Raw genomic sequence first — 24379 nt, 5'->3', positions numbered from 1 at the left:
CTCTGGCCTGCGCTTGCGATCCGCAACCGACGGTTGCCAGTCTGTTGCAGACTGTCAATCTGTTGGGAGTGGCCTGTGACTTTCGGTGAGCAGCCCGCCTATCTGCGCGTTGCGAGCGATCTGAGAGAGAAGATCGTCAACGGTGCGTTGCCGCCGCATGCGCGCCTGCCGTCGCAGGCCCGTATCCGCGAGGAGTACGGAGTCTCGGACACCGTCGCGCTGGAGGCGCGCAAGGTACTCATGGCCGAGGGCCTGGTCGAGGGGCGTTCCGGCTCCGGTACGTATGTGCGTGAGCGCCCGGTCCCGCGCCGGATCGCCCGCTCCGGCTACCGGACCGGGGCCGGGGCCAACGCGTTCCGCCAGGAGCAGACGGCGGAGGGGGCACGCGGGACCTGGGAGTCCCGCAGTGAGCAGGAGGGCGCGAGCGGTGAGATCGCCGGACGCCTCGGCATCGAACCGGGCGACCGGGTGATGCGTACGAGATACACCTTCCGGGAGGCCGGGGAGCCGATGATGCTCTCCACGTCCTGGGAACCCCTCGCCGTGACGGGGCGTACGCCGGTGATGCTGCCGGAGGAGGGCCCGTTGGGCGGCTGCGGGGTGGTCGAGCGGATGGCCGCGATCGATGTCGTCGTGGACAACGTGGCCGAGCAGGTCGGCGCGCGCCCGGGGCTGGCGGAGGAGCTCCTGGCGCTCGGCGGCGTACCGGGCCATGTGGTGATGGTGATCGAGCGTACGTATTACGCATCGGGTCGCCCGGTCGAGACGGCGGACGTGGTGGTGCCCGCCGATCGCTTCCGGATCGCCTACCACCTTCCGGTCAGGTGACCGATACCCGGAGGGCGCCGTCCGGCGTCGGTGACGACGAGTCAACGCCCTGTCGGGTCCCGTACCGAGGGGCGATCACCGGCTGTAATGGCTTGTCATGTCCCGCTCCTGCCTTCCCGTTCGTACCCGCACACCGGACGACGAACGGGCGCCCCGCGGCGCCGGTTTCGGGTGCTTCGGCTCGACGCCGGCCTCGCTGATCCATGGGCTGCAAGCACGAGCGGGACGTCCGCCTCGTCCACCCCGCGTACGCCACGAGGGGCTGTGCGCACTGCGATGCGAGAGCCGAGCACGCACTGCCGCTGGGTGAACGCACCTACACCTGCACCGCGTGCGGAGTCTCCTCCCCCCAGGGGCAAGAACTCCGCACGCGTGATGCTCGACCGGGCGGGTCCGAGCCCGGACAGCACTGATCGCAGAAGACATCTTGGCCCGCCGGGCCGAGAGGCCGGGCGGGCCTCTTTCGCTCATCGCCCAGATCGGTGAGCAGGCCGACTGTCTGCGCTTCATGCCGACGAAGGCGGAGGCCGACTCGCGGGACGTCTGCCGCAAGCAGCCGTCGGCCGGACCCGTCCTCATGTCGATGCCGACGGTCCGCACGGAGGCGCAATAGGGGCCGGGACCGGCGGCGTATCTGCTGCAGGGGCGCATCCAACCGGGTGCGCCCCTTCTCGATGACCGGATCGGTGTCTCTTTGTGTAATTACGTATCCGTTGAGTGAAGGTCAGGCGTAGGCTCCGGCATATGCGTACTGCGGTTTCCTGGGGATCCTTAGAGACGTGCATGCCGTTCGAGGGAGGGGTGCAATGCTGGGGAGGGGCGCGATGAGCGACAACGGTGCCGAGCTCCCTTGGCTGGTGATACGGCAGGACGACAACGGCAATCGCTACCGCGTCGGCAGGTATGCCACCCAGGGCGAGGCCCGGAAGACTGCCGACAAGCTCGACGCCCACGGCCACAAGCAGCTTTATTGGGTGGAGCGCATCGGGCAGAACGCCCGGCCGTAGAGCGTCCGCAAGGAGTGGGGCGGGGGCGTTACGCTCCGGCTCATGAACGATCGTGTGGTGGTGGCCGGAGCCGTCTATGACCGGGGCCGCCTGCTGGCCGCGCGCCGCAGTGCCCCGCCCGAGCTGGCCGGCCGGTGGGAGCTGCCGGGCGGGAAGCTGGAGCCGGGGGAGAGTGGCGAGCAGGCGCTCGTACGGGAACTCCGCGAGGAGCTCGGCGTGGAGGCGGAGCCGCTGGAGCGCATCCCCGGTGAGTGGCCGCTGAAGCCCGGGTACGTGCTCCGGGTGTGGACGGCCCGCCTGGTGTCCGGGGTGCCCGCACCGCTCCAGGACCATGACGAACTGCGCTGGCTCGGGCCCGGCGAGAGTGACGCGGTCGACTGGCTGGACCAGGACCTGCCCGCGGTCGCGGAGGCGATGCGTCGCCTGCCGGACGGTGCGCCGCGCTGACGCGGAACGCTGCGGTGGGCGCTGTCGGCATGGATTCCGGCGTGGTCTCCGGTGGCGCGCGCCGATTGCCCCGTGCGCCCCTCTCTCTGTGTACGTCTGTTCGTGCGCGCGGGTATACACCCGTACGCCCCACGTGTAGACCCCGGCGATAGTTCGCCCCGAATATCGGGTATGTCCTGATTAGCCCCCGTAAACAGGACGTTCCCGTTGCTGGTCTTGGGAAGTGATCGGCGTGATCGACACCGAAGGCGACTGCGCCGAGTGGACCTTTCCGGCTGTGCCGGGCGCCGTGCGTTCCGCGCGGCATGCCGTCCATGAGACGTTGCGCGGCTGGGGGCTCGACGCTGCCGTCGGAGATATGACAGTTCTGCTGGTCAGCGAGTTGGTGACCAACTCCATGCAGTACACATCGGGCCCCATCGGCGTACGGCTGCTGCGCCCTCATCTCAACGGTCACGCCCCCGCCGCCCGCCCCGGACTGCTCGTGGAAGTCTCCGATCCGCTTCCGGATCCGCCCACCGAACGTATGGCGGGGCCCGATGACGAGGGCGGCAGAGGACTGCAGCTGGTGGCCTGTTCTGCTCGCCGCTGGGGGACCAGACGCGGAAAGACCGGCAAGACCGTGTGGTTCGAGCTGGCCCTGCCTGGTTAGGAGTGGGGTGGGACGCACAGCGATCACCAGAGGTCGGGCAGAACCTGGCTGAAAGGGACTGAGACCGTGCTGTGATCGTGAACGCCGTGTCGGTAGGGGCCGCAGTGCTGAATACTGCGGGCAGGACCGGTCCGGTGTGTGAGCTGGAGGGGACGGTCGCGTGAGCGAAATACCTGGGACAGCGGGCGACATTGTGTGGCAGAGCAGCCCGCCTGGCTCGATCTATGACTACATCAGGGTCGCCTCCTTCTCGATCGGCCCCGACGGCCTGATCGAGCAGTGGAGCCGGCGGGCCGCCGGCCTCTTCGGCGTTCCCGCAGACAAAGCGGTGGGCATGGATCCGGTCGAGGCGTTCATGCCTGCCGAACTGCGCGGGGACGGCCACCGCCGGGTCGGCGAGATCCTCGACGGCAAGGAGTGGACGGGACTCGTCCCCTTCCGGATGCCGGGCGAGGACCCCGTCCACGGGCTCGCCGAGATCTATGTGATGCCGAGTGAGACGGGGGCCGGGGAACGCGCCGCGCTCTGCATCGTCGTGGACGTCCGCGCGCTGCGTCGCATCGAGACCGACCTTGCCGCGTCACAGGCCATATTCGGCCAATCTCCCTTCGGTTTCGTGCTGTTCGGTACGGACCTCACGGTGATACGGGCCAACCAGCGCTTCGCCACCGTCTTCGGCGGCCAGGCCGCCGACCACCGCGGCCGTACGGTCGACGACTACCTCTCCCGCCCCGAGGCCGACCGGCTCACCGCCACGCTGGAGCGCGTTCTGGAGACCGGCGCGTCCGTCACCGATCTCCAGCTCGTCGGCACCGCGCCCGGCGACAGCGACAACCGCCACTGGTCCATGAACCTCTACCGCGTGCACAGCGGATCCGGCCGCCCCATCGGTATCGCCGGACTGGCCACCGATGTGACCCGACGGCACATCGCCGCCCGCGAGGCCGCCAGCGCCCGCCGCAACCTCGCCCTGCTCAACGAGGCCAGTGCCCGTATCGGCAACTCCCTCGATCTGGAGACCACCGCCCGCGAACTCCTCGATGTCGCCGTGCCCGGCTTCTGCGACCTCGCCTCCGTCGACCTCTACCAGGGGCTGCTCACCGGCGACGACGCGCCACCCGGCAGCTGGGATTCGCTCCGTCAGGAGTCCGTCGGCGGCTCCGCCGAACTGCGCCGCGTCGCCCTTGCCAGCGCCGTGTCGGACGCACTGCCCGCCACCGCCGCACCCGACACGGCCGGCACGCCCGCGCTCGGCGCCGTACACCGCTTCTCGTACAACTCGCCCTGTGCCATTGCCCTGCGCACCGGCCATGTCGAGGATGTGCCCGGCGACGACCGGGGCTTCGTCCAGTCCACGCTCGCCGTGCCGATGGTCGCCCACGACACGGTGGTCGGTCTCGTCCAGTTCTCCCGTACGAAGGGCAGCGAACCCTTCGGCGAGAGAGACCGTGCACTGGCCACCGAACTCGCCGCCCGCGCCGCGGTCTGCATCGACAACGCCCGCCTCTACCGACGCGAGCACGAGCGCGCACTGATCCTCCAGCGCAGCCTCCTGCCACCCGGCGACCCCGTGGCCGCAGGCCTGGACATCGCCTGCCGCTACCTCCCCGGCAACACGGCCACCGAGGTGGGCGGCGACTGGTTCGACGTGATCGAACTCCCCGGCCACCGGACCGCCCTCGTCGTCGGCGACGTCATGGGCCGTGGCCTGCGGGCCGCCGTGGCCATGGGCGAACTGCGCACCGCCGTACGGACCCTGGCCCTCCTGGACCTGGAACCCGCCGAGGTGCTCTCCGCACTCGACGAGGTCGCCCGCGGGCTCGGCACCCCCGCCGGCGGCACCTCCTCATCCGACGGTTTCGGCGGCGGCGCCCAGTGGCACTCAAGGGCCGCCCACAAGTCCCGCCAGGCAGACCTCTCCGAGGTCTACCTGGCGACCTGCGTCTACGCGGTCTACGACCCGGTCACCCGGCGGTGCACCTTCGCCAACGCCGGCCATCTCCCCCCTGCCGTGGTCGAGCCGGGCGAACCGGCCATCCTGCTCGACGTCCCGCCCGGGATGCCGCTCGGCGTCGGCGGCGAACCCTTCGAGGAGGTCGAGGTCGAGCTGAAGGAGGGCGCCCTGCTCGCCCTCTACACGGACGGCCTCGTCGAGTCCCGCGACCATCCGCTCGACGAAGGACTGGATACCCTGCGCGGTGCGCTCGTCGAACCGGAACGGCCGCTCGAAGACGTCTGCGACCACGTACTGACCACCCTCGACACCCGGCACGGCGAGGACGACATCGCCCTGCTCATGGCCCGCATCCGGGGGCTGCCGGCCGATGCCGTCGGCGACTGGCGGCTGCCCCGCGAACCCCGCTCCGTCGGTCGCGCCCGCGAACTGGCCCGTGGCCGGCTGCTCGCCTGGGACCTCGAGGAGCTGGTGGACACCACCGAACTACTGGTCAGCGAACTGGTCACCAACGCCCTGCGGTACGGGGAGGGAGAGATCCGGCTCAGGCTGCTGCGCGACCGTACGCTCGTGTGCGAGGTATGGGACGCGGGTCTCGTCCAGCCGCGGCGGCGGCGGGCCCGCGACACCGATGAGGGCGGGCGTGGGCTGCAGCTGGTCGGGCTGCTGAGTGTGGCCTGGGGGTCGAGGCGGACACCGCGCGGCAAGACCGTCTGGTTCGAACTGGCGCTGCCCGACGGGGAGCCGGCCGCCGAGCGCACGGTCGAGCAGCTGCTGAGCATGTTCTGAGCGGTTCGGGAGGCCGCCGAGGGCTCTTGCCCGCCATGGGGTCGCCGGCGGCTCCGCCCCGTCATCAGCCCGCCGGGACCGCGGTCACGAGGCCGTTTTCAGCGCGGCGAGACGGGCCTCGACCTCGGCGCTGTCGCCCAGGCTGTCCAACTGCTCGAACTGGGCGTCCAGGGACGACGCGGCGAGCTCCTGCTTGCCCAGCGCCTTCGCCTCCTCGCGCCGTACCTTGTCCTCGAAACGGCTGAGTTCACTGGTCGGGTCGAGCACATCGATGTTCTTGACGGAGTCCATCATCCGGTTCTGCGCCTGGGCGGACTTGGCGCGTGCGACGAGCTCGTCACGCTTGGACTTCAGCTCCGTCAGCTTGTTCTTCATCTGGTCCAGGCCGGACTTGAGCTTGTCCACCACCTCGGTCTGCGAGGCGATGGTCGGCTCCGCGGTCTTCGCCTCCTTCTCCGACTGGAGCTGACGGCCGAGCGCGACCTTGGCCAGGTTGTCGAACTTGTCCGCCTCCGCGCCCGCCCCGGCCGCCCGCAGCTCGTCGGCCTTGCGACTGGCGGCGAGCGCCTTGCCGCCCCACTCCTTGGCCGCGTCGACGTCCTCCTGGTGGTCCTGTTCCATCAGCCGCAGATTGCCGATGGTCGTGGCGACCGCCTGCTCAGCCTCCGAGATGTTGGCCGTGTAGTCGCGGATCAGCTGGTCCAGCATCTTCTGCGGATCCTCCGCCTGATCCAGCAATGCGTTGATGTTGGCCTTCGCCAGCTGGGTGACGCGGCCGAGGATGGTCTGCTTGGTCATGGCACCTCTCCTGTGTGTGAATGCGTACGAATGAAGCCTTGAGCCGGTGTCCGTGCCGTCGGCTCAGAAGCGGCCGCCGCCGCCCCGTCGGCCGCGCGTGCCCCCGCCGCCGAAACTGCCCGGCCCGCCGCCCCCTTTGAAACCCCCGCCGAAGCCTCCTCCGTAACCCCCGCCGCCGCGGCCGCCCCCGCCGCCGCCCAGGAGGCCACCGAGGATGATTCCGCCGAGCACCGCGCCGCCGACCCCGCCGCCCCCTCCCTGCATACCGCCCGGACCGCTTCGGCCCCCGTACGACCCCACATCCTGTTCGGCCAGGCTCCGGGCCTGCCCGGCCAGGGAATCCGCCTGCTGCGCCTGGGCCAGCGCGCCCTGGGGATCGCCGGTTCCGGCCAGTTCACGGGACCGGTCGAGCCGCCGCTGGGCCTCCGCGAGGCGGGTCCGGGCCTGGCTGCCCACGGCTCCGCGGTTGGTGGTGATGTAGTCGGCTGCGGCGGCGATCGCCGAACGCGCGGTGAGCGTCGCCTGGTCGAGAAGGGAGCGGGCCCGCCGGTTGCCCTGCTCCTGTTCTCGGGCGCCGGCCAGCGCCTCGTCGAGCGCCGCATCGGCCTCCTCCACCCTGCGCAGTGCGTCGATGGGGTCGTACGGACCGGCCTGCATCTCCCCCTTCACGTCACCGAGCACCGACTCCACGCGCGCGATCCGGCCCCGTAGGTCCGCCGTCGAGACACCCTCTGCGGTGCCTTCGAGCAGCCCGCCCGCATCGGCCAGGTCGGTTTCCGCCTCGGTGAGGGCGGCAGGCAGTCTGCCCGCTGCTTCCGCGAGTTCACGGCTCCGCCGGTCCACGGCATCGACGAGGGTGGTCGCCTGGTCGACAGCGCCCTCGGTGGCCCGCACATACACCGCTGCCGCGGCGTTGTTCCCGCTGTCCACCGACTGCCGGGCCTGGTTGAGGCCGGAAGTGGCGAAGACGAGCCGGTCCTTGGCCTGTTCGATGGTGCCCGCGACCGGTGCGGAGGCCGACTCCGCGTACCCGCTGCGCATCGCTGTCAGAGCGGCCTCGGCAGCGGAGACGCGGCCGGCGAGAGCGCGGAAGGCGGTCTCGGCCGTGGCCAGGGCCTGCGGAGCGTTACGTTCCAGGGCGCGCAGCCGGTCGAAGTCCTCGGACACGGCGTCCAGGCGGGTGTTGGCGTCCGTGCAGCGGCTGATGATCTCGTCCAGCATCCGGCGCCGCGTCGCATCGTCCTCGGGGAAGGCGTCGTCCAGCTGCTGTCGCAACCGGAACGCGGCCGTCAGCTCGCCCTTCGCGTAGGTGACGGCCTCGGTGAAGGGGGCTGCGGCCTTTTCGCCTAACTGGGCGGTGGCAAAACCCAGTTCCTCCTCACTGGTGCGGACCGCGTCGTCGGTGTCCACCAGCAACTCCTTCGCACGGGCATCGAGCTCCGGCAACGGAGTCGGTGGCCGGGGCGGGGGGCCCGATCCGGCGGAGCCCGGACCCCAACCGGTCGCACCGGGCGTGGTGCGGGTCGTGACCCGCCTCCTGCGCCGGGTGTACGCATAGCCGGCGACCGCTGCCGCCCCGCCGACGACGACCACCGGCAGAATCAGGTCCGCGGCACTCGTCCCGCCGGAATTCCCAGTTCCGGGATCGGCGACGCCAGGCGTGATCGTCGGGGTGGGCACGGCCTTGTCGGCCAGCACGGCGGAGTACCCGTTCGCGGCGCCGATCGCCGCGCCGGCCCAGTCGTGCTCCCTGAGCGCGGGCTCGATCGCTGTGTTGGCCACGTCCTGGAGCTGGGCGTCGGTGAGGCGTGAGCCCTGCTCGACGGTGTACGCGTACTGCCGGTCGTGGGTGGCGACGGCGAGCAGGACGTCCTCGCGGCCGAGGCCGTTGCGGTCGGCAGTCTCATCGGCCCAGCTCTGCGCGGACCGGCCGGAGAAGTCCCGTACGTAGACCACGAAGAGCTGGATGCGGCGGTCGGCGTACAGCCGGTCGAGCGCGGCCGTGACCTGGTCCCTGCGGTCCCCGAGCGCCCCCACCTTGTCGGTGATCTGTCCGTCCTTGGACAGGGGGACGGGATCGTCGGCGCGAGCGGTCAGCGCGGCGGGAAGGGCCAGCCAGCACACCGTCAACAGCACGGCGAGAAGGGCCCGGCCCGGTATGGATATCCGGGTACGGCTCACGAGCGGCATCACATTTGTGAGGCTATGTCCCCCCTCTGCCACCCGCGACCGGGCGATCGGGCCCGGAGCTGGGAACGATGCCGTTCATACTGCGACGGCACACCGACATCAGGAATTCAGGGGGACGGACGTGCGGACGCGGATGAAGCGCATGACTCAGGCCGTACGGAACCGGGCGGCCCGGTTCCGCTGGAGTGGGCTGTGGGGGACCTGGCCGAGACGGATCGCTCTGGGAGCGGTCCTGGTGATCGTGGTACCGGTCCTCACCGCCGGGATCGCCCTGCGGCTCAACTATTCAGGTGACCCGGGCGACGGCACCCGCACCCGTGGCCGCGACGCCATCTGGCTCGGCCACGCCTGGGTCGACGGGCGCAAGGACGACACAGACCTCGCCGCGTTCGCCGCCCGGATCAAGGGGACCGGTATCAAGGACCTGTACGTCCACGCCGGGCCGCTGGAACACGACGGCACCCTGCCCGCCGCCCGCCACCCCCGGGCGCGGTGGCTGCTCGACGCCGTACACCGCACCCTGCCCGGCATCCGGGTCCAGGCCTGGCTGGGCGACAAGCTCGCCACCGAAGGGCCCGACGGGCTTCGTCTGGAGCGGGCCGCGTCCCGAAGCGCTGTCGTCGCATCGGCGCGGCAGATCCTGGACGCCGGGTTCGACGGCGTCCATTTCGATCTGGAGCCGCTGCACTCCGGCGACGGCCACTACCTCTCGCTCCTCGACGACCTGCGCGGGCTCACACGGACCCGCAGGGTTCCCCTGTCGGTCGCCGCCCACCAGATAGACCCGCTGCCGGCGGCGCACAGCGTGGTGGGGGCGCTCAGTGGCCGCCAGAAGTGGTGGTCGCAGAAGTTCTTCGGGCAGGTCGCACACAGGGTCGACCAGATCGCCGTCATGTCGTACGACACCTGGATGCCGCTGGAGGGCATGTTCGGCGGTTACGTCGCCGAGCAGACCGCGCTCGCCCTGGAGGTGACGCCCCCGGAGACCGATCTGCTGATGGGGCTGCCGTTCTTCCACGAGAACGACCTCGGACACCACGAGTCGGCGGAGACGGTCGAGGCCGCGGTCCGGGGCACCAGACTGGGGCTGGGGCGCACGGACCGCGGCCGGGAACGGTTCGGGGTCGCCCTCTACGTCGACTTCGCGGCGCGGGACGGCGACTGGGCGGCGTACCGGAAGGGTTGGAACTGACCTCCGCGCACGCCGCCACAGGGCGGATCAGATGGAGAAGCGCTCCTTGGCGAGCAGCGGACGCACCTTCGACTGGAACCCACCGGTCCGGAACGGCCGCTGCAGCAGGCCCGGACGGATCGCCTGGGCCAGCGCCGCGGCGATCATGCCCTGGTCGAGAGCGAGCATGTAGTCACTGACCCGCCCGGTGCCGACGTTGACGGAGTCCCGGAATCCGTATCCGGCGTGGTAGGCGCCGAAGTCGCGGTCGAGAGCACGCAGGTTGGCGATCGCCTCGTCCGGCGCGTAGGGCAGTGCGAGGAAGGAGGCGTGCGGGGTGACCACACCGTTGGTGAACGCCGAGGGGGGCGGCAGCAGCTCACCGTCCGTGGTGTACGTACGGTCGGTGTTGGAGGCGTATCCGTCCACCTGCATGCCGATCGCGTCGACGCCGTACTCCTGGTACCCGCCCTCGGGAATGTTGGCAGGGGAGAAGCCCCAGTACCCGTACTCCGCTTCCTTCATGCCGTGTTCGATCTGGCTGCGGACGTAGCGCCGGTGCGTGAGGCCCCAGGACCGCGGCGACCACTCCGGCTCCGGCACGAACAGCGGCACCATCAGGGCCTCGAACATCGACCCGCCCCAGGTGGGGACGATCTTCCGGCCGCGGTGGGTGTAGTGCCCCTGCCAGACGCGTACGCCGTCCATGGCCACGTAGCTGCCCTGCGGGTGCTGCTCCTGCCCGTGCTCGGGGAGCATCGTGCGCAGCAGGTGCCAATAGTGGTCGGTGGGCAGTGAGCCGTCCGCGATGCCCAGGTAACTTGCCATGCGCGGCTCGGTGTTGAGCGCGCCGTAGTGATGGCCGGTGGGCTCCTCGGTGTCGGTCCAGAACCCGCCGCGCAGCTGGCCGGGGCCTGCGACGGGGTCGGCCGGGTCGTACGGCGTGTAGTAATACGACCAGTCGGCGGTGGCCAGGATGCGGGCGACGCGGGGGCGCAGGGCGGGCGAGGCGTCGGCGGCGATGCGCAGACCGGCGATCAGCCAGGCGTTGTCGACGGAGGAGAGGAACGGGCGCACCGGGTCGCCGCTGCCGGGCCACTCGGTCAGGACCGAACCATCGTGCGCGTCGTACCAGTTGAGCCAGAAGCCGTGGTGGCGCTCCAGCTTCTCGACGGCCCCGACGGTGCGCTCCAGCCTGCGTTCCATCGTGGCATCGCTGATCACGCCGAGCCCGGCCGCGGCGACGGTCGACCAGAGGCCGCAGCCGATGTTGGTGGGGGATGTCTGGCGCGACTGGACGGGGGTGGCGCCGCTGACGTCGATCTTGTCGACGGCGAGACCGAAGTCGGTCGTCATCGCCTCGATCGAGCGGTAGGTGTCGCGGAACCAGCGCAGGAGCAGTGGTGTGTCCGAGCTGTGCACGGATTGCGCGGCGCCTGCTGAAGGCGCGGATACGGCTCCGAGGGACAGGGCGGCAGCCCCTGTTCCCGCGGCGGTGAGAAACGTGCGACGGTCCATCGGAACCCCTCGAAGAAGAGCCACCGACTGTGGGCGGTGGGCGGATTTCGTTCGTCGGTCGTGACTGAGGGCGCGGGGCGCCGTGATACGTACGGCACCCGCGCGGACGCCGCACGTGGGCGGGGCTGGACACGTACGGCGCCCACGCGGGCAGAGCTGTACGGGAACCGGCGTCCGTCAGGTATCGCCGGTTCCCGTACGGGCGGGAGCTGTCAGGTTGCTCCCGGTCGGGGGGCCGACGTCAGTCGGCGATGCGCGGCAGCGCGCGCGTGCGGCCCATCTCGCCCAGCCAGACGGCGGACGGCTTGGGCAGGCGCTCGAAGGTCTCCGGGTTCCAGCCGATCAGACCGAAGGTCGGCTTGTAGGAGCCCCACTCGTAGTTGTCGAGCGCGCTCCAGGCCAGGTAGCCCTGGATGTTCAGGCCGTCCTCCAGCGCGGACGCGACCTCGTTCAGCGCGCCGGTGTAGTAGTCGACCCGGCGGGTGTCGTCGTCGGTCGCGATGCCGTTCTCGGTCACGATCAGCGGCACGTCGTTGCCGAGGACCTCGGCGGTGTGACGGAGCGCGTAGCCGACGGCGGTCGGGTAGTACTCCCACTGCGTGAGGGTGCGCTCGACGCCGTCGGCCGTGGGGATGGGGCCCTCGGGGCCGATCTTGGTCCGGGTGTAGGACTGCACACCGATCCAGTCGTCGCCGCGGGCGGCCTCGATGAAGATGTCCTCGCGGGGGTGACGGTAGGCCGCGGTGACTTCCTCGGCGCCGGGCAGGGCCTGGTAGACCTGGTTGGCGATGGTCCAGCCGACCTGGATGCCGGCGTCGATCGCCTTGACCTCCTTGACGGCCGCGTGGTGCGCGGCGATGACGGCCTGGGTGGTCTCGTCGTCGGGGGTCGGCAGTCCGGCGGGCGGGAAGCTGTTGTCGCCCCGCTTGGCCTGGCCCGCCATCACGGCGATCATGTTCGGCTCATTGATGGTGCAGACGTGGCTGACGCCCTCGCCGATCACCGGTGCGCAGGCCGCGACGTAGCGGGCGAAGAGCTCGACCGCGCCGTCGGCGGTCCAGCCGCCGCGCGCCTCGAACCACTGCGGCACGGTGAAGTGGTGCAGGGTGATCATGGGGCGCAGGCCGCGCTCGACGGCGCCCTCGACCATGCGGCGGTAGTGGGCGAGTTCGGCCCGGGAGAACTGGCCCTCGGCCGGTTCGATCCGCGCCCACTCGATGGAGAACCGGTAGTCGGTGAAGCCCAGACCGGCCAGCGTGTCCATGTCCTCGTGCCAGCGGTGGTAGCTGTCGCACGCGTCCAGGCTGGGCTCCTGGATGTGGGTGCCCGCGGCGTGCTCCTTGACCCACCAGTCGCTGTTGGTGTTGTTGCCCTCGATCTGGTGGGCGGCCGTGGAGGCGCCCCACAGGAAGCCTTCGGGGAACGGGACCTGGGTGTGAGTCATCGCAAACTGTCTTTCTGGTGATGAAGGGGTGTGGCCGCCGTCGGGGGTGCGGGGTGCGGCCTCGTACGTTTCGGTGGGCGGCCGGGACGGGCCGGCCTGCCCAGGGGGACGGCTACTTCATGCCGGCCGTCGCGATGCCCTGGGTGAAGTGCCGCTGGAGCGCGATGAAGACGACCAGGACCGGTAGGACGACCAGCAGGGACCCGGCCATCAGCATGCCGTTGGATCCGCCCGACTTGTTGGGGTCGGTGGCGAAGGTGGCCAGGGCGACCGGAAGGGTGTACTTGTCCGGGTCGTTGGTCGCGATGAGCGGCCAGACGAAGTTGTTCCAGGAGCCCAGGAACGTGAAGATCGAAAGCGTTGCCAGGGCGGGCTTCACCAGCGGCATCACGATCCGCCAGAAGATGTACCACTCACCGGCGCCGTCCATCCGGGCCGCTTCCAGCAGCTCGTCCGGGATCGACTGCATGAACTGCCGCATCAGGAAGACACCGAAGGCTCCGGCGGCGAACGGCAGCACCAGAGCGGCATACGAGTCGATCAGTTGCAGCTTGCTCATCAGCACGAACATCGGCAGCAGCATCAGGTTGCCGGGCACCATCAGGGCGCCGAGAACCAGACCGAAGATCTTGTTGCGGCCGGCGAAGTTCAGCTTGGCCAGGGCGTACCCGAGCATCGAGCAGAACACCAGGTTCGAGACGGTGACCAGCACCGCCACGATCAGCGAGTTCATGAAGTACAGCGGCAGATCCAGCTTGTCGAGCAGGTCCCGGAAGTTCTCCAGGGTCCACTCGGTCGGGATCCACACGGGCGGGCTGGCCGTCAGTTCCTGCGGCGTCTTGAAGGCCGAGAGCGCCATCCACAGGAACGGCGCCGACATGATCAGCAGGCCGACCGAGAGCAGGACGTAGACGAGGGGACGCTTCAGGTTGCGGGCCTTCTTCGACTCGGACGGCCGCGTGTCCCCGGGCTTCTTCGACGGCGCCGTCGAGACGGCGCCCGGTGCACTGGTGGCGCTCATTTCGTGTTGTCCTTCAGCAGTCGGAGCTGCAGCACCGTGATGCCCATGATCACTACGAAGAGGACATACGCCATGGCACTCGCATAGCCCATGTGGAAGAAGTTGAAGCCCTCGCGGTACATGTTCAGCGAGACCGTGAGCGTGGAGTCCGAGGGACCGCCCTCGGTCATCACGAACGGCTCCTCGAAGACATTGAGGTAGCCGATGGTCGTGATCACCGTGGCGTAGAGCAGTGTGGGCCGCAGCAGGGGCACGGTGATGCCCTTGAACTCCTGCCAGGCTCCGGCACCGTCCAGCCGCGCGGCCTCCCGTACCTCGGTGGGAATGGCCTGCAGACCGGCGATGAAGAGCACCATGACCGTGCCGAGGTTGCGCCAGACCGCCATCGCGATCATCGAGGGCATGGCGAGCGTCTCGGAGCCGAGGAAGTCCGGCGAGGTGAGACCGACCTCGGAGAAGAGGCCCGCGACCAGCCCGTCGACCGGGTCGAGCACGAACCGCCAGACCACGGCGACCGCGACGATGCTGGTGACCACCGGGGCGTAGAAGCCGACGCGGAAGAAGGTCCGCGCCCGGTCGATGCCGTTGTTCAGCAGTACGGCGATGACCAGTCCGAGGAAGATCGTCAGGGGGACGCCGACCACCACGAAGTACGCCGTGTTGAACAGCGACTTGAGGAACTTCTCGTCGCTGAACAGATTGATGTAGTTCTCGAAGCCGATGAAGTTCGCTTCCAGCGGGTGTGTGACATTGCGCAGCCCGAAGTCGGTGAAGCTCATCGCCAGCGTCGCGAGGATCGGGAACGCCATGAAGACGAGGAAGAGGACGAGGAAAGGAGTGGAGAACAGCCAGCCGGCCAGGTTCTGCACGCCCATCGAGGACTTCTTGCCACCCCGGCGACCTGCGGGCCCGGTGGCCGGGGGCTCGGAAGCCCCCGGCCCGGCCTGCACCTTGGCCGACTCTGCGGCCTTTGAGGTCATGGTGCGCATGACTCCTACTTCACGAGGCCTTCGATTTCGGACTGGGCCGTCTTGAGAGCGTCCTCGGCGGACGCCTTGCCCTGGGTGACCTTGGCGATGGCCTGGTCGACCTTGTCGCTGATCTCCGACCACTTGGCCAGCGACGGGGAGGACTTGGCGGTGTCCATCTGCTTCTTGAAGACCTGGAGATTGGCGTCGTCGGCGAGGTCGCCGGAGGTCCAGGCGGAGGTGTTGGCCGGCAGGTCCTTGGTGCGCTTGTACCAGTCGGCCTGGCCCTCGGTGTCGGTCAGGTACTTGATGAACTCCTTGGCGGCAGCCTTGTGCTCACTGTCCTTGGAGATCACCAGGGAGGAACCGCCGGCCATGGAGACGGAGGACTTGTCGGCGGGCACATTGGCCACCGCCCACTTGCCCTCGAGCTGCGGCTGGCTCTCGTTCAGGAGGGTGACGTGCCAGGGGCCGCCGAAGAACATCGGGACGCGGCCGTTGCCGAAGTCCTTCACCACGTCGTAGCCGGGCTGTACGGACTTGTTGGAGAGCCCCTTGTCGAAGTACGAGCCGTACTCCTCGAGCGCCTTGACGGCCTCGGGGCTGTCGATGACGACCTCGCCCTTGTCGTTGACGATCTCGCCGCCGGCCGAGTACAGGAAGGGGTAGAAGCTCTGCACCGTGTCCAGGCCGCTCGGCTTGAGGTCCAGGCCCCACTTGGTTCCGGCCTTCTTCTGGTAGGCCGAGGCGAGGTCCTGCATCTCCTTCCAGTTGCTCGGAGCCTCGGTGATGCCGGCCTTCTCGGCCAGGTCGGTGCGGTAGTAGAGGACGCGGGTGTCGACGTACCACGGCACGCCGTACGCCTGACCGTCCACCTCGCCCTGCTCCCAGCCGGCCGGGAAGAAGTCCTTCTCGTCGAACGTCTTCGTGTCGACCGGCTCCAGAACGCCGAGCTCGGCGAACTCGCCCATGTAGCTGCCGCCCATCTGCGCCACGTCCGGCAGGGTGCCGGCGGCGGCCGCGGAGACCAGCTTCTGGTGGGCGACGTCCCAGCCGACCGGGGTCACCTTGACGGTGATGTTCGGGTTGGCCTTCTCGTAGACCTTGGCCACATCTGCGAGCTTCTCGCCCTCGGCCCCCATGGCCCAGACGGTGAGCGTCTGCTTCTTGTCCGCGGCGACGTCGTCGCCACCGGAACTGCCGCACGCGGTGAGACCGAAAGTGAGCGCGGCTGCGACTGCGATACCGATCGAGGCGTTTCTGGCGGTGCGGGGCATGGAGGGCTCCTCCTCGAGCAATCCGAATGTATGCGCTGCCTGTAAGCGCATACATCACTCTGCGACAGAGATTCAGGAATCCGCAAGAGGGTGCTAGGTCACACTCGTGCAACGTGCTGGACATCTGAATGTTCAACTTGGCACGGTAAGCGCGATGTTTGTGAAATTGGCAACGATGTGACCTATTTCGCGGCGTTGATCCGCGTGCTCAACGGTCTGCACCGGCATGAGTGGGGGCGATATTGTCGTGATCATGGCTCTGTTCGAACATGACTTCCCCTTCGATCCGGCCTACGGGCGCACGCTCGACGACCTGCTGCTCATCCCGGCTCCCGCCGCCCCGGACGACTTCGACGCCTTCTGGCGGGCCCGGTACGAGGAGGCCCGCAAGGTCGCCACGGAGCCGGAGATCGGCCCGCTGGAGGATGAGCGCGACGGTGTACGGATTCACGGCGTGACGTTCACGTCGGTGGGCGGGGTGCGGCTCGGGGGTTGGGTCGCGCTGCCCGCCGAAGGGCGCGCGGAGCACGGATTCGTCATCGGGCACGGTTACGGAGGCCGGCAGGAGCCGGGCCCCGACGTGCCGCCGCCGTTGCCCCGGGCGGCGGCGATCCTGCCGTGCGTACGGGGCATGGGAGCGCGTGGCCTGCATCCGGGCATCCCGGACGGGGCCGACGGCCATGTGTTGCACGGCATCGAGTCGCGCGACAGCTATGTCATCGGCGACTGCGTGGCGGACCTGTGGTGCGCGGCGTCGGCGCTGCACGAGCTGGTGCCGGACCTGGCGCCCGGGGAGGGTGGCCCGCGGCTCGGATACCTCGGCGAGAGTTTCGGCGGCGGGCTCGGTGCGCTGGCTCTGCCCTGGGACGACCGGTTCGGGGCCGCGCAGCTGACGGTGCCGACCTTCGGCAACCATCCGTTGCGGCTCACGCTGCCGTGCGTGGGGAGCGGGGAGGCGGTGCGGGGCTACCGCCGGGAGCACCCCGAGGTCACCGAGGTGCTGCGGTACTTCGACGCCGCCACGGCCGCGACGCGGCTGGAGATGCCCGCGCTGGTGGCTGCTGCGCTCTTCGATCCCTCGGTGCCGCCGCCGGGGCAGTTCGCCGTGCACAACGCGCTGGCCGGTGAGCACGAGCTGCGGGTGCTGAGCGCGGGGCACTTCGAATACGAGGGGCTGACGGCGGAGGTGGCGGAGCTGCGGGCGGCCCGGCGGGGGTTCTTCGGGGCGCGGCTGGGGCGGTGACGTGGGGGTGGGGTGGTGACCGACGGTGCCCGGCGGGTGCTTCGTCCTCAATCGCGGGACGGGCTTGAGCCGCCGGGACTTGCGTGTGGCGTCCCCGTCAGCCGCAGCCGCAGCTCGCGCGGCGGATCGGGGATACCGGGAGCATGAGCGATACCGGTTCGCGCCCGCCGTTGGTCAGGCGCTGTACCAGCAACTCGACGGCCTGTTCGCCGAGTTGGCGGATCGGCTGGCGTACGGTCGTCAGCGGCGGCCGTACGATCCGGCTCAGCGGAATCCCGTCGAAGCCAGTCACCGCGATGTCCTCGGGCACCCGCGCCCCGCGCCGCTCCAGTGCGCGCAGTGCGCCCACCGCCATCTGGTCATTGGCGAACAGCACGCCCTCCGGCCATTCGGTCTCCCGGTCGAGCAGTGCCTCCGCGGCCCGCGCGCCCTCGGCCTGCGTCATCATCTCGGCCCGCAGGTCCGGCTCGTCCGGCACCGGCAGTCCCGCGTCGCGGCACGCCTCCTGGAAGCCGAGGAACCTCGCCTGGGCGTCCGGCGAGTCGGCATCGCCCCCGACGAAGGCGAGCCTGCGCAGCCCGTGATCCTCGATCAGGTGGCGGGCCAGTTCACGCTCCCCGTCGGCGTTCGCGACGACGATGTGGTCGAGATGGTCGATCTCGCGCGGTCCGGCGAGCATCACCACCGGCAGCCGGCGCGAGATCACTTCGAGGTCCTCGGTCGGCACGGTCTGCGCCAGTACGGCGAAGCCGTCGACCCTTCCCGCGACCTTCGCGACGCTCTCCGGTCCGCCCTCCGGTGAGGCGGCGATCAGCAGCGCGTAACCGTGCCGGCGCGCCGCCCGCTCCATGCCGCGGATGATCTGGTCGGAGTAGAGCATCACCGCGTCGTCGGCGTCGCTGTCCGCCTCCGCGTCGGCCTCGGCGTCGGGGTCGGCCATGTCGGGGAAGCAGAGACCGAGTACGCCGGTGGTCCGGCTGGCCAGGCCCCGGGCGTTTCCACTGGGTACGTAACCGAGCTGGCGGGCGGCTTCGAGGACCCGCTCGCGGGTCTGGGCGCGTACCGAATCGGGGGTGCGGTAGACCCGCGAGACCGTGGCAATGGAGACGCCCGACCGCTCGGCGACGTCGTACACCGTTGGGGCGCTCACTCGACCGACCGTCCGCTTCTTCTTCCGTACCGAAGCACCTGCTGTTGCAGCTACCGACCCTCTTTTGAAAGCGCATTCACCCTAGATCGCAGATAAGAGGACGGGCAAGGTGGCCTGCTGTTGGGGAGGGCCCCGCACAGAGTGCACGTGCGATCGCTTGTCGGCGGGCTCTGCTGGTGATGATCACGCAAATGTCAGCGAGCCGAGGCCCGTGTGGCCCCGGGCGTAGTGCTCGTCGCGGAAGGAAAGGACGGTGTCGTACGTGAGGATCCCGGCGACTGGCACCGCGGCGTAGAAGAAGTACCGGTGGATGTTCTGCATGATCAGCGGGAAGCGGGTCTCGCCGGTGTACGTGGCGTGCGGCTCGGCGACCGCGCAGGCCGGGGCGACGCGCGGAATGCCGGTAATAGGCCTTGCGGTAGGAGTAGCAGGTCAGCCGGAAGCCCAGAAGATCAGGATCAGCAGCGAGAGAGAGGCCCCACCAGCTGCCGAAGAGTTCCCAGTTCTGGCCGTGCTGCATGGGGGGCGCAGTTCTCCGCCAGGCAGGGCACGTCGACGGGTTCGGTGTGACCGGCGGCTTCGGGCGGCGCCGGCCCGGCTTCCGCCTCGCGCAGCCGCGCAAGGCTCCGCTCCAGTCGGCCGACGGTGCGGACCAGGTCGTCGAGGCAGTGCTGAAACACCGTCAATTCTTCGTGCAGTGACACGACTTGCTCTCACTTCCGCGGTCGCGGGTGGTCATATTCATGCGCCCGAGAGTGTCGCGCGTCACACCCCGGTTGCGAAGAGTGCGGGCCTTCCCGGTCTCGCGGGGTGTTCCGCCGCACGGGTGAGGTTCGGGGGCGCTGACGCCGTGTCTGCGCCGCCTCTCGCGCGGGGGCGCATTCAGTGGACGGACGGAACCAGTGTGATCAACTGCAAATGCCACCAGAAACGCACAATCCGGCCCATCCGTGTGCGGGTGGGCCGGGCCGGCCCCGGAGGTATCAGCCATGTCCCACGTCGGCGTCCCGAGGGGGACGGCCCGAAAGCGCCGCTCGCTCGCGCTCCTCACGACGGGTGTGCTGACGCTCCCCGTGCTGGCCGGCTGCAGCTCCGACGACGGCGGCGGCTCCACCGGGGCCGTCGCCCCACAGGACATCGCGGTCGCGGCCCGGAACCTGGTCGCCGCAGGGGGCACCGTCAACTGGGCGATCGACGCCGTGCCCACCACCCTCAACGCCTTCCAGGCCGACGCGAACAGCTCCACCACCCGCATCACGGACGCCCTGCTCCCGACGCTCTTCCCGCTGGACGCCAAGGGCACGCCGCGGCTCGACCCGGACTATCTGAAGTCCGCGAAGGTGGTCGAGCGCGAGCCCAGGCAGGTGGTGCTCTACCGGATCAACCCGCAGGCGGTGTGGAGCGACGGCCGGGACATCGGGGCATCCGACTTCGTGGCCCAGTGGCGGGCGCTGAACGGCAAGGACTCGGCGTTCTGGACCGCCCGCAACGCCGGCTACGAGCGGATCGAGAAGATCGAGCGCGGCGCCGACGACCAGGAGGTCCGGGTCACGTTCGCCAAGCCGTACGCGGACTGGCGCTCGCTCTTCTCCCCGCTGTACCCGAAGGAGGTGACCGGCTCCCCCGACGCCTTCAACGACGGCGCGCGTACCACCCTCAAGGCCACCTCGGGACCGTTTCGGCTGGGCAGCGTGGACACGGCGAAGGGCGAGGTCACCCTGGTCCGCGATCCGCGCTGGTGGGGCGGCCGGGCCAAGCTCGACTCGCTGGTGTTCCGGGCCGTCAAGCCGCAGGACCGCACCGAGGCCCTGACCGAGGGGAAGGTCGACGTCGCCGACGTCGACGCCGCGGCGGCGCATCGGATCGTGCAGGCGGCCGACGACAAGGGCGGCAACGGACAGCCGCTCGCCCAGGGCCCCGGTTCCGGTTCCGGTTCCGGGACCGGCCCGGCCGCCGCACTGCGCTCCTGGGCCGAGGCGCACGGCTCGGACGAAGAGGCGGCGGCGGCCGCCCAGGCGGCCAGGGAGAAGAACCGGGCAGCCGCCGAGGCGTACGCCGCCGAGCAGGGCAAGCTGCGCGCGTATGCGGTCCGCAAGTCGCTGGAGCCCGCCTACACCCAGCTTGCGCTGAACGGCGAGTCCGGGCCGCTCGCCGACGACCGGGTACGCAGGGCGGTCGCCCGGGCCCTGAACCGCCAGGAGCTCGTCGACACCGTACTCAAACCGCTCGGCCTGCCCGCCACGCCGCTCGGCAGCCACCTGGCCCTGGCCGGGCAGCCGGCGTACAAGGACAACAGCGGCGCACTGGGCGGCCAGGACACCGAGGAGGCGCAGGCGCTGCTGGCCGACGCGGGCTGGACGCGGGAGGGCGCGGTCAAGAAACCGGACGGCGCCAAGGCCGGCAGCGAGGTCGAGAAGAAGGGCGCGAAGAAGAAGGACAGCACCGCCGGGAAGGGCGACAAGGCAGCCTCGTCCGAGAGGCCCGGCAAGACCGGCAGCGGCGGCGGCAAGGCCGACAACGCCGCTCCCGAGCGCGAGCACGCCGCCGACGATGTACAGGCCGTCGTCGGCGACGACAACAAGCCCGGCGACAGCGACGGAGTCGGCAACGCCCCCCAGGTCCTCGCTCCCGCCCCCGCCGCCGAGTTCCACAGCGCCGCTCTGCTGCGCCAGGCCGGATACCTGGCCCGGACCGGCACCACCGAGGACGCCCCCTCCGAGGTCGCCGCCCAGGAGCAGCGGCCGGGCGGCGCCGTCGGTGCGTACGCCCCCGCGGGCACCGCGGCCCCCGCCCAGGCCCCCGACGCGCGCCGCGGCCCGCTCGGCAAGAACGGCAAGGTGCTGAGCCTGCGCTTCGTCCTGCCGGCCGGACCGGGGTCGGAGCCGCTGCGTGCCGTCGGGGACAAGATTGCGGCGATGCTCGATTCGATCGGCATCGGTACGGCCATCACCAAGGTCTCCGACGACAGCTACTTCCAGGACCACATCGCTTCCGGCGACTACGACCTGGCGCTGTACTCCTGGCCCGCCACCGCCTACCCGGCGACCGACGACCGCCCGATCTTCGCCAAGCCGGTGCCGGCCACCGACGGCTCCCTGCTGGTCGAGCAGAACTACACCCGCGTCGGTACGGACCACATCGACCAGCTCTTCGAGCAGGCGGTCTCGGAACTCGACGAGGGGACCGCCCGGGATCTGATGAAGCAGGCGGACGCCCGGATCTGGGCCGCCGCAGGATCTATTCCGCTTTATCAGCGTCCGCAGCTCGTGGCGACCGACAGAAAGCTGGCGAACGTCGGCGCCTTCGGCTTCGGCGCACCCCACTACCAGGACATCGGTTTCAAGAAGCCGCAGCCCGCCGGACCCCCGGCAAATAAGAAGAAGTAGCAGGTCAGAACGGCGCCGGAAGCTCAGAACTGGCTCAAGTACCTTGCCCGCCGGGATCCCGGCGGGCAAGCTCGTGTCCCGACCGGACCTGAGCTGCTCGCCCCCCACACGCCCCCCACGGGACCTTGCGGATCCCCCCACGGATCCCCCCACGGATCCCTCCGCATCTCCCTCCTCCTGCTACGCACATCCACCTGGCACACCCCCGGTACTGAGGTAATACCGGCCGAATATCGGTTGAAGAGTGGCTCAAGACCGGTCTTGCGGATCGGGCCGGGAAGCCCGGGACGCGCCAGCCCCGTACCATGGGGGGTAGCCGTGGCGCGTCCGCCCGGCGGGCGTACGAGGACCCGAGAGCGACTGAGACGCCTGATCCCACGATCCGAGAGAAGCGCAAGCCACCCATGCCCACGCGCCACGACATCCGTAACGTAGCCATCGTCGCCCACGTCGACCACGGCAAGACCACGCTGGTCGACGCCATGCTCAGGCAGGCCGGCGCCTTCGCCGCGCACGCCGCCGAGAACCTCGACGAACGCATGATGGACTCGAACGACCTGGAGCGTGAGAAGGGCATCACGATCCTCGCCAAGAACACGGCGGTGAAGTATCACCCCAAGGACGGCGGGGACCCGATCACGATCAACATCATCGACACCCCCGGCCACGCCGACTTCGGCGGCGAGGTCGAGCGCGGTCTGTCGATGGTGGACGCGGTCGTGCTGCTCGTCGATGCCTCCGAGGGCCCGCTCCCGCAGACCCGCTTCGTGCTGCGCAAGGCGCTCTCCGCGAAGATGCCGGTCATCCTCTGCATCAACAAGACGGACCGTCCCGACTCCCGGATCGCCGAGGTCGTCGACGAGACGTACGACCTGTTCCTGGACCTGGACGCGGACGAGGACCAGATCGAGTTCCCGATCGTCTACGCCTGCGCCCGTGACGGCGTCGCCTCGCTGACCAAGCCGGAGGACGGCACCGTCCCGCAGGACAGCGAGAACCTGGAGCCGTTCTTCAACACGATCCTGGCGCACGTCCCGGCTCCGGAGTACGACGACGAGGCCCCGCTGCAGGCCCACGTCACCAACCTGGACGCCGACAACTTCCTCGGCCGTATCGCGCTCTGCCGCGTCGAGCAGGGTGAGCTGCGCAAGGGCCAGACCGTCACCTGGATCAAGCGCGACGGCACGATGTCCAGCGTCCGCATCACCGAGCTGCTGATGACCGAGGCGCTCACCCGCAAGCCGGCCGAGAAGGCGGGCCCGGGCGACATCTGCGCCATCGCCGGTATCCCGGACATCATGATCGGCGAGACCCTGGCCGACCCCGAGAACCCGATCGCGCTGCCGCTGATCACGGTCGACGAGCCGGCCATCTCGATGACCATCGGTACGAACACCTCGCCGCTCGTCGGCAAGGGCGGCAAGGGCCACAAGGTCACCGCCCGCCAGGTGAAGGACCGCCTCGACCGCGAGCTGATCGGTAACGTCTCGCTCCGCGTCCTGGACACCGAGCGCCCCGACGCCTGGGAGGTCCAGGGCCGCGGTGAGCTCGCGCTCGCCATCCTCGTCGAGCAGATGCGCCGTGAGGGCTTCGAGCTCACGGTCGGCAAGCCGGAGGTCGTCACCAAGCAGGTCGACGGCAAGACGCACGAGCCGATCGAGCGCATGACGATCGACTCCCCCGAGGAGCACCTCGGTGCGATCACCCAGCTGATGGCGACCCGCAAGGGCCGCATGGAGACGATGACGAACCACGGTTCGGGCTGGGTCCGCATGGAGTGGATCGTCCCGTCCCGCGGCCTCATCGGCTTCCGTACGGAGTTCCTGACGCAGACCCGCGGTACGGGCATCGCGCACTCCATCTTCGAGGGCCACGAGCCGTGGTTCGGCGAGCTGCGTACCCGTCACAACGGCTCGCTGGTCGCGGACCGCGCGGGTTCCGTGACGCCGTTCGCCATGGTCAACCTCCAGGAGCGCGGTGTCATCTTCACCGAGGCCGGCACCGAGGTCTACGAGGGCATGATCATCGGCGAGAACTCCCGCGCCGACGACATGGACGTGAACATCACCAAGGAGAAGAAGCTCACCAACATGCGTGCGGCTTCCGCGGACACCACGGAGAACGTGGTGCCGGCCCGCAAGCTCTCCCTGGAGCAGTCCCTGGAGTTCTGCCGCGAGGACGAGTGCATCGAGGTCACCCCGGAGACCGTGCGTATCCGCAAGGTCGTCCTGGACCAGAAGGAGCGTGGCCGCACCGCTTCGCGCGCCAAGCGCTGATCCCTGATCCGAGCACAGCCGCCGAGAGGCCCGGCTCCCCGCAGGTCTGCGGGAGCCGGGCCTCTCGGCTGTCTTCCCCTGCACTCCCGACACGCTGCACGAAATACAGGGCATGTGCGAGGGGAAACACCAGTGGAAGCAAATGTTCCGATTGCGTTGCGCGCGTGAGCCGTCACAACGACCTCAATAGCTCCTCAAATAGTCGACACAGTTGCCCTGTTGGTCGACAGAATCGCCGCTGTCGCACCGGCCGGTGAGGC

The 24379-nt window shown here is 69.7% G+C and carries 18 protein-coding genes and 2 pseudogenes; 11 read left to right on the top strand and 9 right to left on the bottom strand.

What is annotated here, in order from left to right; genetic code table 11:
* The first annotated feature begins 75 nt into the window (after nucleotides 1-75).
* The 7 genes and pseudogenes from OG953_RS15565 (at nucleotide 76) to OG953_RS15535 (ending at nucleotide 5677) form a co-directional block, all read left to right on the top strand.
* Nucleotides 76-828 carry a GntR family transcriptional regulator gene (locus OG953_RS15565; protein WP_405684834.1) on the top strand — a complete coding sequence of 251 codons (753 nt, stop codon included), beginning with the start codon at nucleotides 76-78 and terminating at the stop codon, nucleotides 826-828.
* 184 nt (nucleotides 829-1012) lie between these two features.
* Nucleotides 1013-1314, top strand: a pseudogene (locus tag OG953_RS15560) (zinc ribbon domain-containing protein); the annotation flags it as partial.
* Nucleotides 1256-1441, top strand: a complete 186-nt coding sequence (locus OG953_RS15555; RefSeq protein ID WP_405692459.1) for a hypothetical protein — start codon at nucleotides 1256-1258, stop codon at nucleotides 1439-1441. The pseudogene OG953_RS15560 and the gene OG953_RS15555, both read left to right, overlap by 59 nt.
* A gap of 211 nt (nucleotides 1442-1652) precedes the next feature.
* Nucleotides 1653-1835 (top strand): SPOR domain-containing protein, encoded by a 183-nt coding sequence (locus OG953_RS15550; RefSeq protein WP_405684833.1) that lies wholly within the window; start codon nucleotides 1653-1655, stop codon nucleotides 1833-1835.
* A gap of 42 nt (nucleotides 1836-1877) precedes the next feature.
* Nucleotides 1878-2282, top strand: a complete 405-nt coding sequence (locus OG953_RS15545; RefSeq protein WP_382958247.1) for a (deoxy)nucleoside triphosphate pyrophosphohydrolase — start codon at nucleotides 1878-1880, stop codon at nucleotides 2280-2282.
* 223 nt (nucleotides 2283-2505) lie between these two features.
* The gene (locus tag OG953_RS15540) at nucleotides 2506-2934 is read left to right on the top strand and encodes an ATP-binding protein (RefSeq protein WP_405684832.1); all 429 of its coding nucleotides are present in this window, start codon (nucleotides 2506-2508) and stop codon (nucleotides 2932-2934) included.
* Between the two features lie 193 nt (nucleotides 2935-3127).
* Nucleotides 3128-5677, top strand: coding sequence for a SpoIIE family protein phosphatase (locus OG953_RS15535; RefSeq protein WP_405691849.1), 2550 nt, complete (start codon nucleotides 3128-3130; stop codon nucleotides 5675-5677).
* Between the two features lie 84 nt (nucleotides 5678-5761).
* Here the strand turns inward: OG953_RS15535 and OG953_RS15530 are convergent, their stop codons facing one another.
* Nucleotides 5762-6475 (bottom strand): PspA/IM30 family protein, encoded by a 714-nt coding sequence (locus OG953_RS15530; protein WP_405684830.1) that lies wholly within the window; start codon nucleotides 6473-6475, stop codon nucleotides 5762-5764.
* A gap of 63 nt (nucleotides 6476-6538) precedes the next feature.
* The gene (locus OG953_RS15525; RefSeq protein WP_405691847.1) at nucleotides 6539-8665 is read right to left on the bottom strand and encodes a TPM domain-containing protein; all 2127 of its coding nucleotides are present in this window, start codon (nucleotides 8663-8665) and stop codon (nucleotides 6539-6541) included.
* 133 nt (nucleotides 8666-8798) lie between these two features.
* Between OG953_RS15525 and OG953_RS15520 the strand changes: the two genes are divergently transcribed.
* On the top strand, nucleotides 8799-9857 hold the full coding sequence (locus OG953_RS15520; RefSeq protein WP_405684828.1) for a hypothetical protein: 1059 nt from the start codon (nucleotides 8799-8801) through the stop codon (nucleotides 9855-9857).
* A gap of 27 nt (nucleotides 9858-9884) precedes the next feature.
* Here OG953_RS15520 and OG953_RS15515 read toward each other — a convergent pair whose 3' ends face one another.
* The 5 genes from OG953_RS15515 to OG953_RS15495 form a co-directional block, all read right to left on the bottom strand.
* Nucleotides 9885-11354 carry a glucoamylase family protein gene (locus OG953_RS15515; RefSeq protein WP_405684826.1) on the bottom strand — a complete coding sequence of 490 codons (1470 nt, stop codon included), beginning with the start codon at nucleotides 11352-11354 and terminating at the stop codon, nucleotides 9885-9887.
* A 241-nt stretch (nucleotides 11355-11595) separates the two neighbouring features.
* Entirely contained in the window at nucleotides 11596-12798 is a 1203-nt protein-coding gene (locus OG953_RS15510) for a glycoside hydrolase family 1 protein (protein WP_405684824.1), read from the bottom strand.
* A gap of 112 nt (nucleotides 12799-12910) precedes the next feature.
* Nucleotides 12911-13819: a carbohydrate ABC transporter permease gene (locus OG953_RS15505; RefSeq protein WP_405684822.1), complete on the bottom strand. Its 909-nt coding sequence runs from the start codon at nucleotides 13817-13819 to the stop codon at nucleotides 12911-12913.
* On the bottom strand, nucleotides 13816-14808 hold the full coding sequence (locus tag OG953_RS15500; protein ID WP_405684820.1) for a carbohydrate ABC transporter permease: 993 nt from the start codon (nucleotides 14806-14808) through the stop codon (nucleotides 13816-13818). The genes OG953_RS15505 and OG953_RS15500 overlap by 4 nt, the downstream gene beginning before the upstream one ends.
* Nucleotides 14809-14813: 5 nt before the next feature.
* Nucleotides 14814-16064 carry a sugar ABC transporter substrate-binding protein gene (locus OG953_RS15495; RefSeq protein WP_405684819.1) on the bottom strand — a complete coding sequence of 417 codons (1251 nt, stop codon included), beginning with the start codon at nucleotides 16062-16064 and terminating at the stop codon, nucleotides 14814-14816.
* 253 nt (nucleotides 16065-16317) lie between these two features.
* Between OG953_RS15495 and OG953_RS15490 the strand changes: the two genes are divergently transcribed.
* Nucleotides 16318-17307: an acetylxylan esterase gene (locus OG953_RS15490; protein ID WP_405684817.1), complete on the top strand. Its 990-nt coding sequence runs from the start codon at nucleotides 16318-16320 to the stop codon at nucleotides 17305-17307.
* Between the two features lie 97 nt (nucleotides 17308-17404).
* Here OG953_RS15490 and OG953_RS15485 read toward each other — a convergent pair whose 3' ends face one another.
* Together OG953_RS15485 and OG953_RS15480 are read right to left on the bottom strand one after the other, a co-directional pair.
* Nucleotides 17405-18457: a LacI family DNA-binding transcriptional regulator gene (locus OG953_RS15485; RefSeq protein ID WP_405684815.1), complete on the bottom strand. Its 1053-nt coding sequence runs from the start codon at nucleotides 18455-18457 to the stop codon at nucleotides 17405-17407.
* A gap of 189 nt (nucleotides 18458-18646) precedes the next feature.
* A pseudogene (locus tag OG953_RS15480) lies at nucleotides 18647-19035 on the bottom strand (hypothetical protein); the annotation flags it as partial.
* A gap of 411 nt (nucleotides 19036-19446) precedes the next feature.
* On the opposite strand from OG953_RS15480, the gene OG953_RS15475 reads away from it, so the two are divergent.
* Together OG953_RS15475 and typA are read left to right on the top strand one after the other, a co-directional pair.
* A complete protein-coding gene (locus OG953_RS15475) occupies nucleotides 19447-21843 on the top strand; it encodes an ABC transporter family substrate-binding protein (protein WP_405684813.1) in 2397 nt (798 codons plus the stop codon).
* Between the two features lie 404 nt (nucleotides 21844-22247).
* Nucleotides 22248-24119 (top strand): translational GTPase TypA, encoded by a 1872-nt coding sequence (typA, locus tag OG953_RS15470; protein WP_405684811.1) that lies wholly within the window; start codon nucleotides 22248-22250, stop codon nucleotides 24117-24119.
* Nucleotides 24120-24379 lie beyond the last annotated feature (260 nt).

The organism is Streptomyces sp. NBC_00057 (genome assembly GCF_045041165.1).
In the GTDB taxonomy this organism is placed as follows: domain Bacteria; phylum Actinomycetota; class Actinomycetes; order Streptomycetales; family Streptomycetaceae; genus Streptomyces.
The sequence above is the reverse complement of the archived record's forward strand: the minus strand, read 5'-3'. Positions and strand labels throughout refer to the sequence as shown.

What these genes read in the sequence shown, in the direction of transcription:
- OG953_RS15520 (WP_405684828.1), top strand. Translation starts at nt 8,799, where the DNA reads ATGAAGCGCATGACTCAGGCCGTACGGAACCGGGCGGCCCGGTTCCGC.
- OG953_RS15510 (WP_405684824.1), bottom strand. Translation starts at nt 12,798, where the DNA reads ATGACTCACACCCAGGTCCCGTTCCCCGAAGGCTTCCTGTGGGGCGCC.
- OG953_RS15545 (WP_382958247.1), top strand. Translation starts at nt 1,878, where the DNA reads ATGAACGATCGTGTGGTGGTGGCCGGAGCCGTCTATGACCGGGGCCGC.
- OG953_RS15490 (WP_405684817.1), top strand. Translation starts at nt 16,318, where the DNA reads ATGGCTCTGTTCGAACATGACTTCCCCTTCGATCCGGCCTACGGGCGC.
- OG953_RS15525 (WP_405691847.1), bottom strand. Translation starts at nt 8,665, where the DNA reads ATGCCGCTCGTGAGCCGTACCCGGATATCCATACCGGGCCGGGCCCTT.
- OG953_RS15505 (WP_405684822.1), bottom strand. Translation starts at nt 13,819, where the DNA reads ATGAGCGCCACCAGTGCACCGGGCGCCGTCTCGACGGCGCCGTCGAAG.
- OG953_RS15515 (WP_405684826.1), bottom strand. Translation starts at nt 11,354, where the DNA reads ATGGACCGTCGCACGTTTCTCACCGCCGCGGGAACAGGGGCTGCCGCC.
- OG953_RS15495 (WP_405684819.1), bottom strand. Translation starts at nt 16,064, where the DNA reads ATGCCCCGCACCGCCAGAAACGCCTCGATCGGTATCGCAGTCGCAGCC.
- OG953_RS15500 (WP_405684820.1), bottom strand. Translation starts at nt 14,808, where the DNA reads ATGCGCACCATGACCTCAAAGGCCGCAGAGTCGGCCAAGGTGCAGGCC.
- typA (WP_405684811.1), top strand. Translation starts at nt 22,248, where the DNA reads ATGCCCACGCGCCACGACATCCGTAACGTAGCCATCGTCGCCCACGTC.
- OG953_RS15530 (WP_405684830.1), bottom strand. Translation starts at nt 6,475, where the DNA reads ATGACCAAGCAGACCATCCTCGGCCGCGTCACCCAGCTGGCGAAGGCC.
- OG953_RS15550 (WP_405684833.1), top strand. Translation starts at nt 1,653, where the DNA reads ATGAGCGACAACGGTGCCGAGCTCCCTTGGCTGGTGATACGGCAGGAC.
- OG953_RS15475 (WP_405684813.1), top strand. Translation starts at nt 19,447, where the DNA reads ATGTCCCACGTCGGCGTCCCGAGGGGGACGGCCCGAAAGCGCCGCTCG.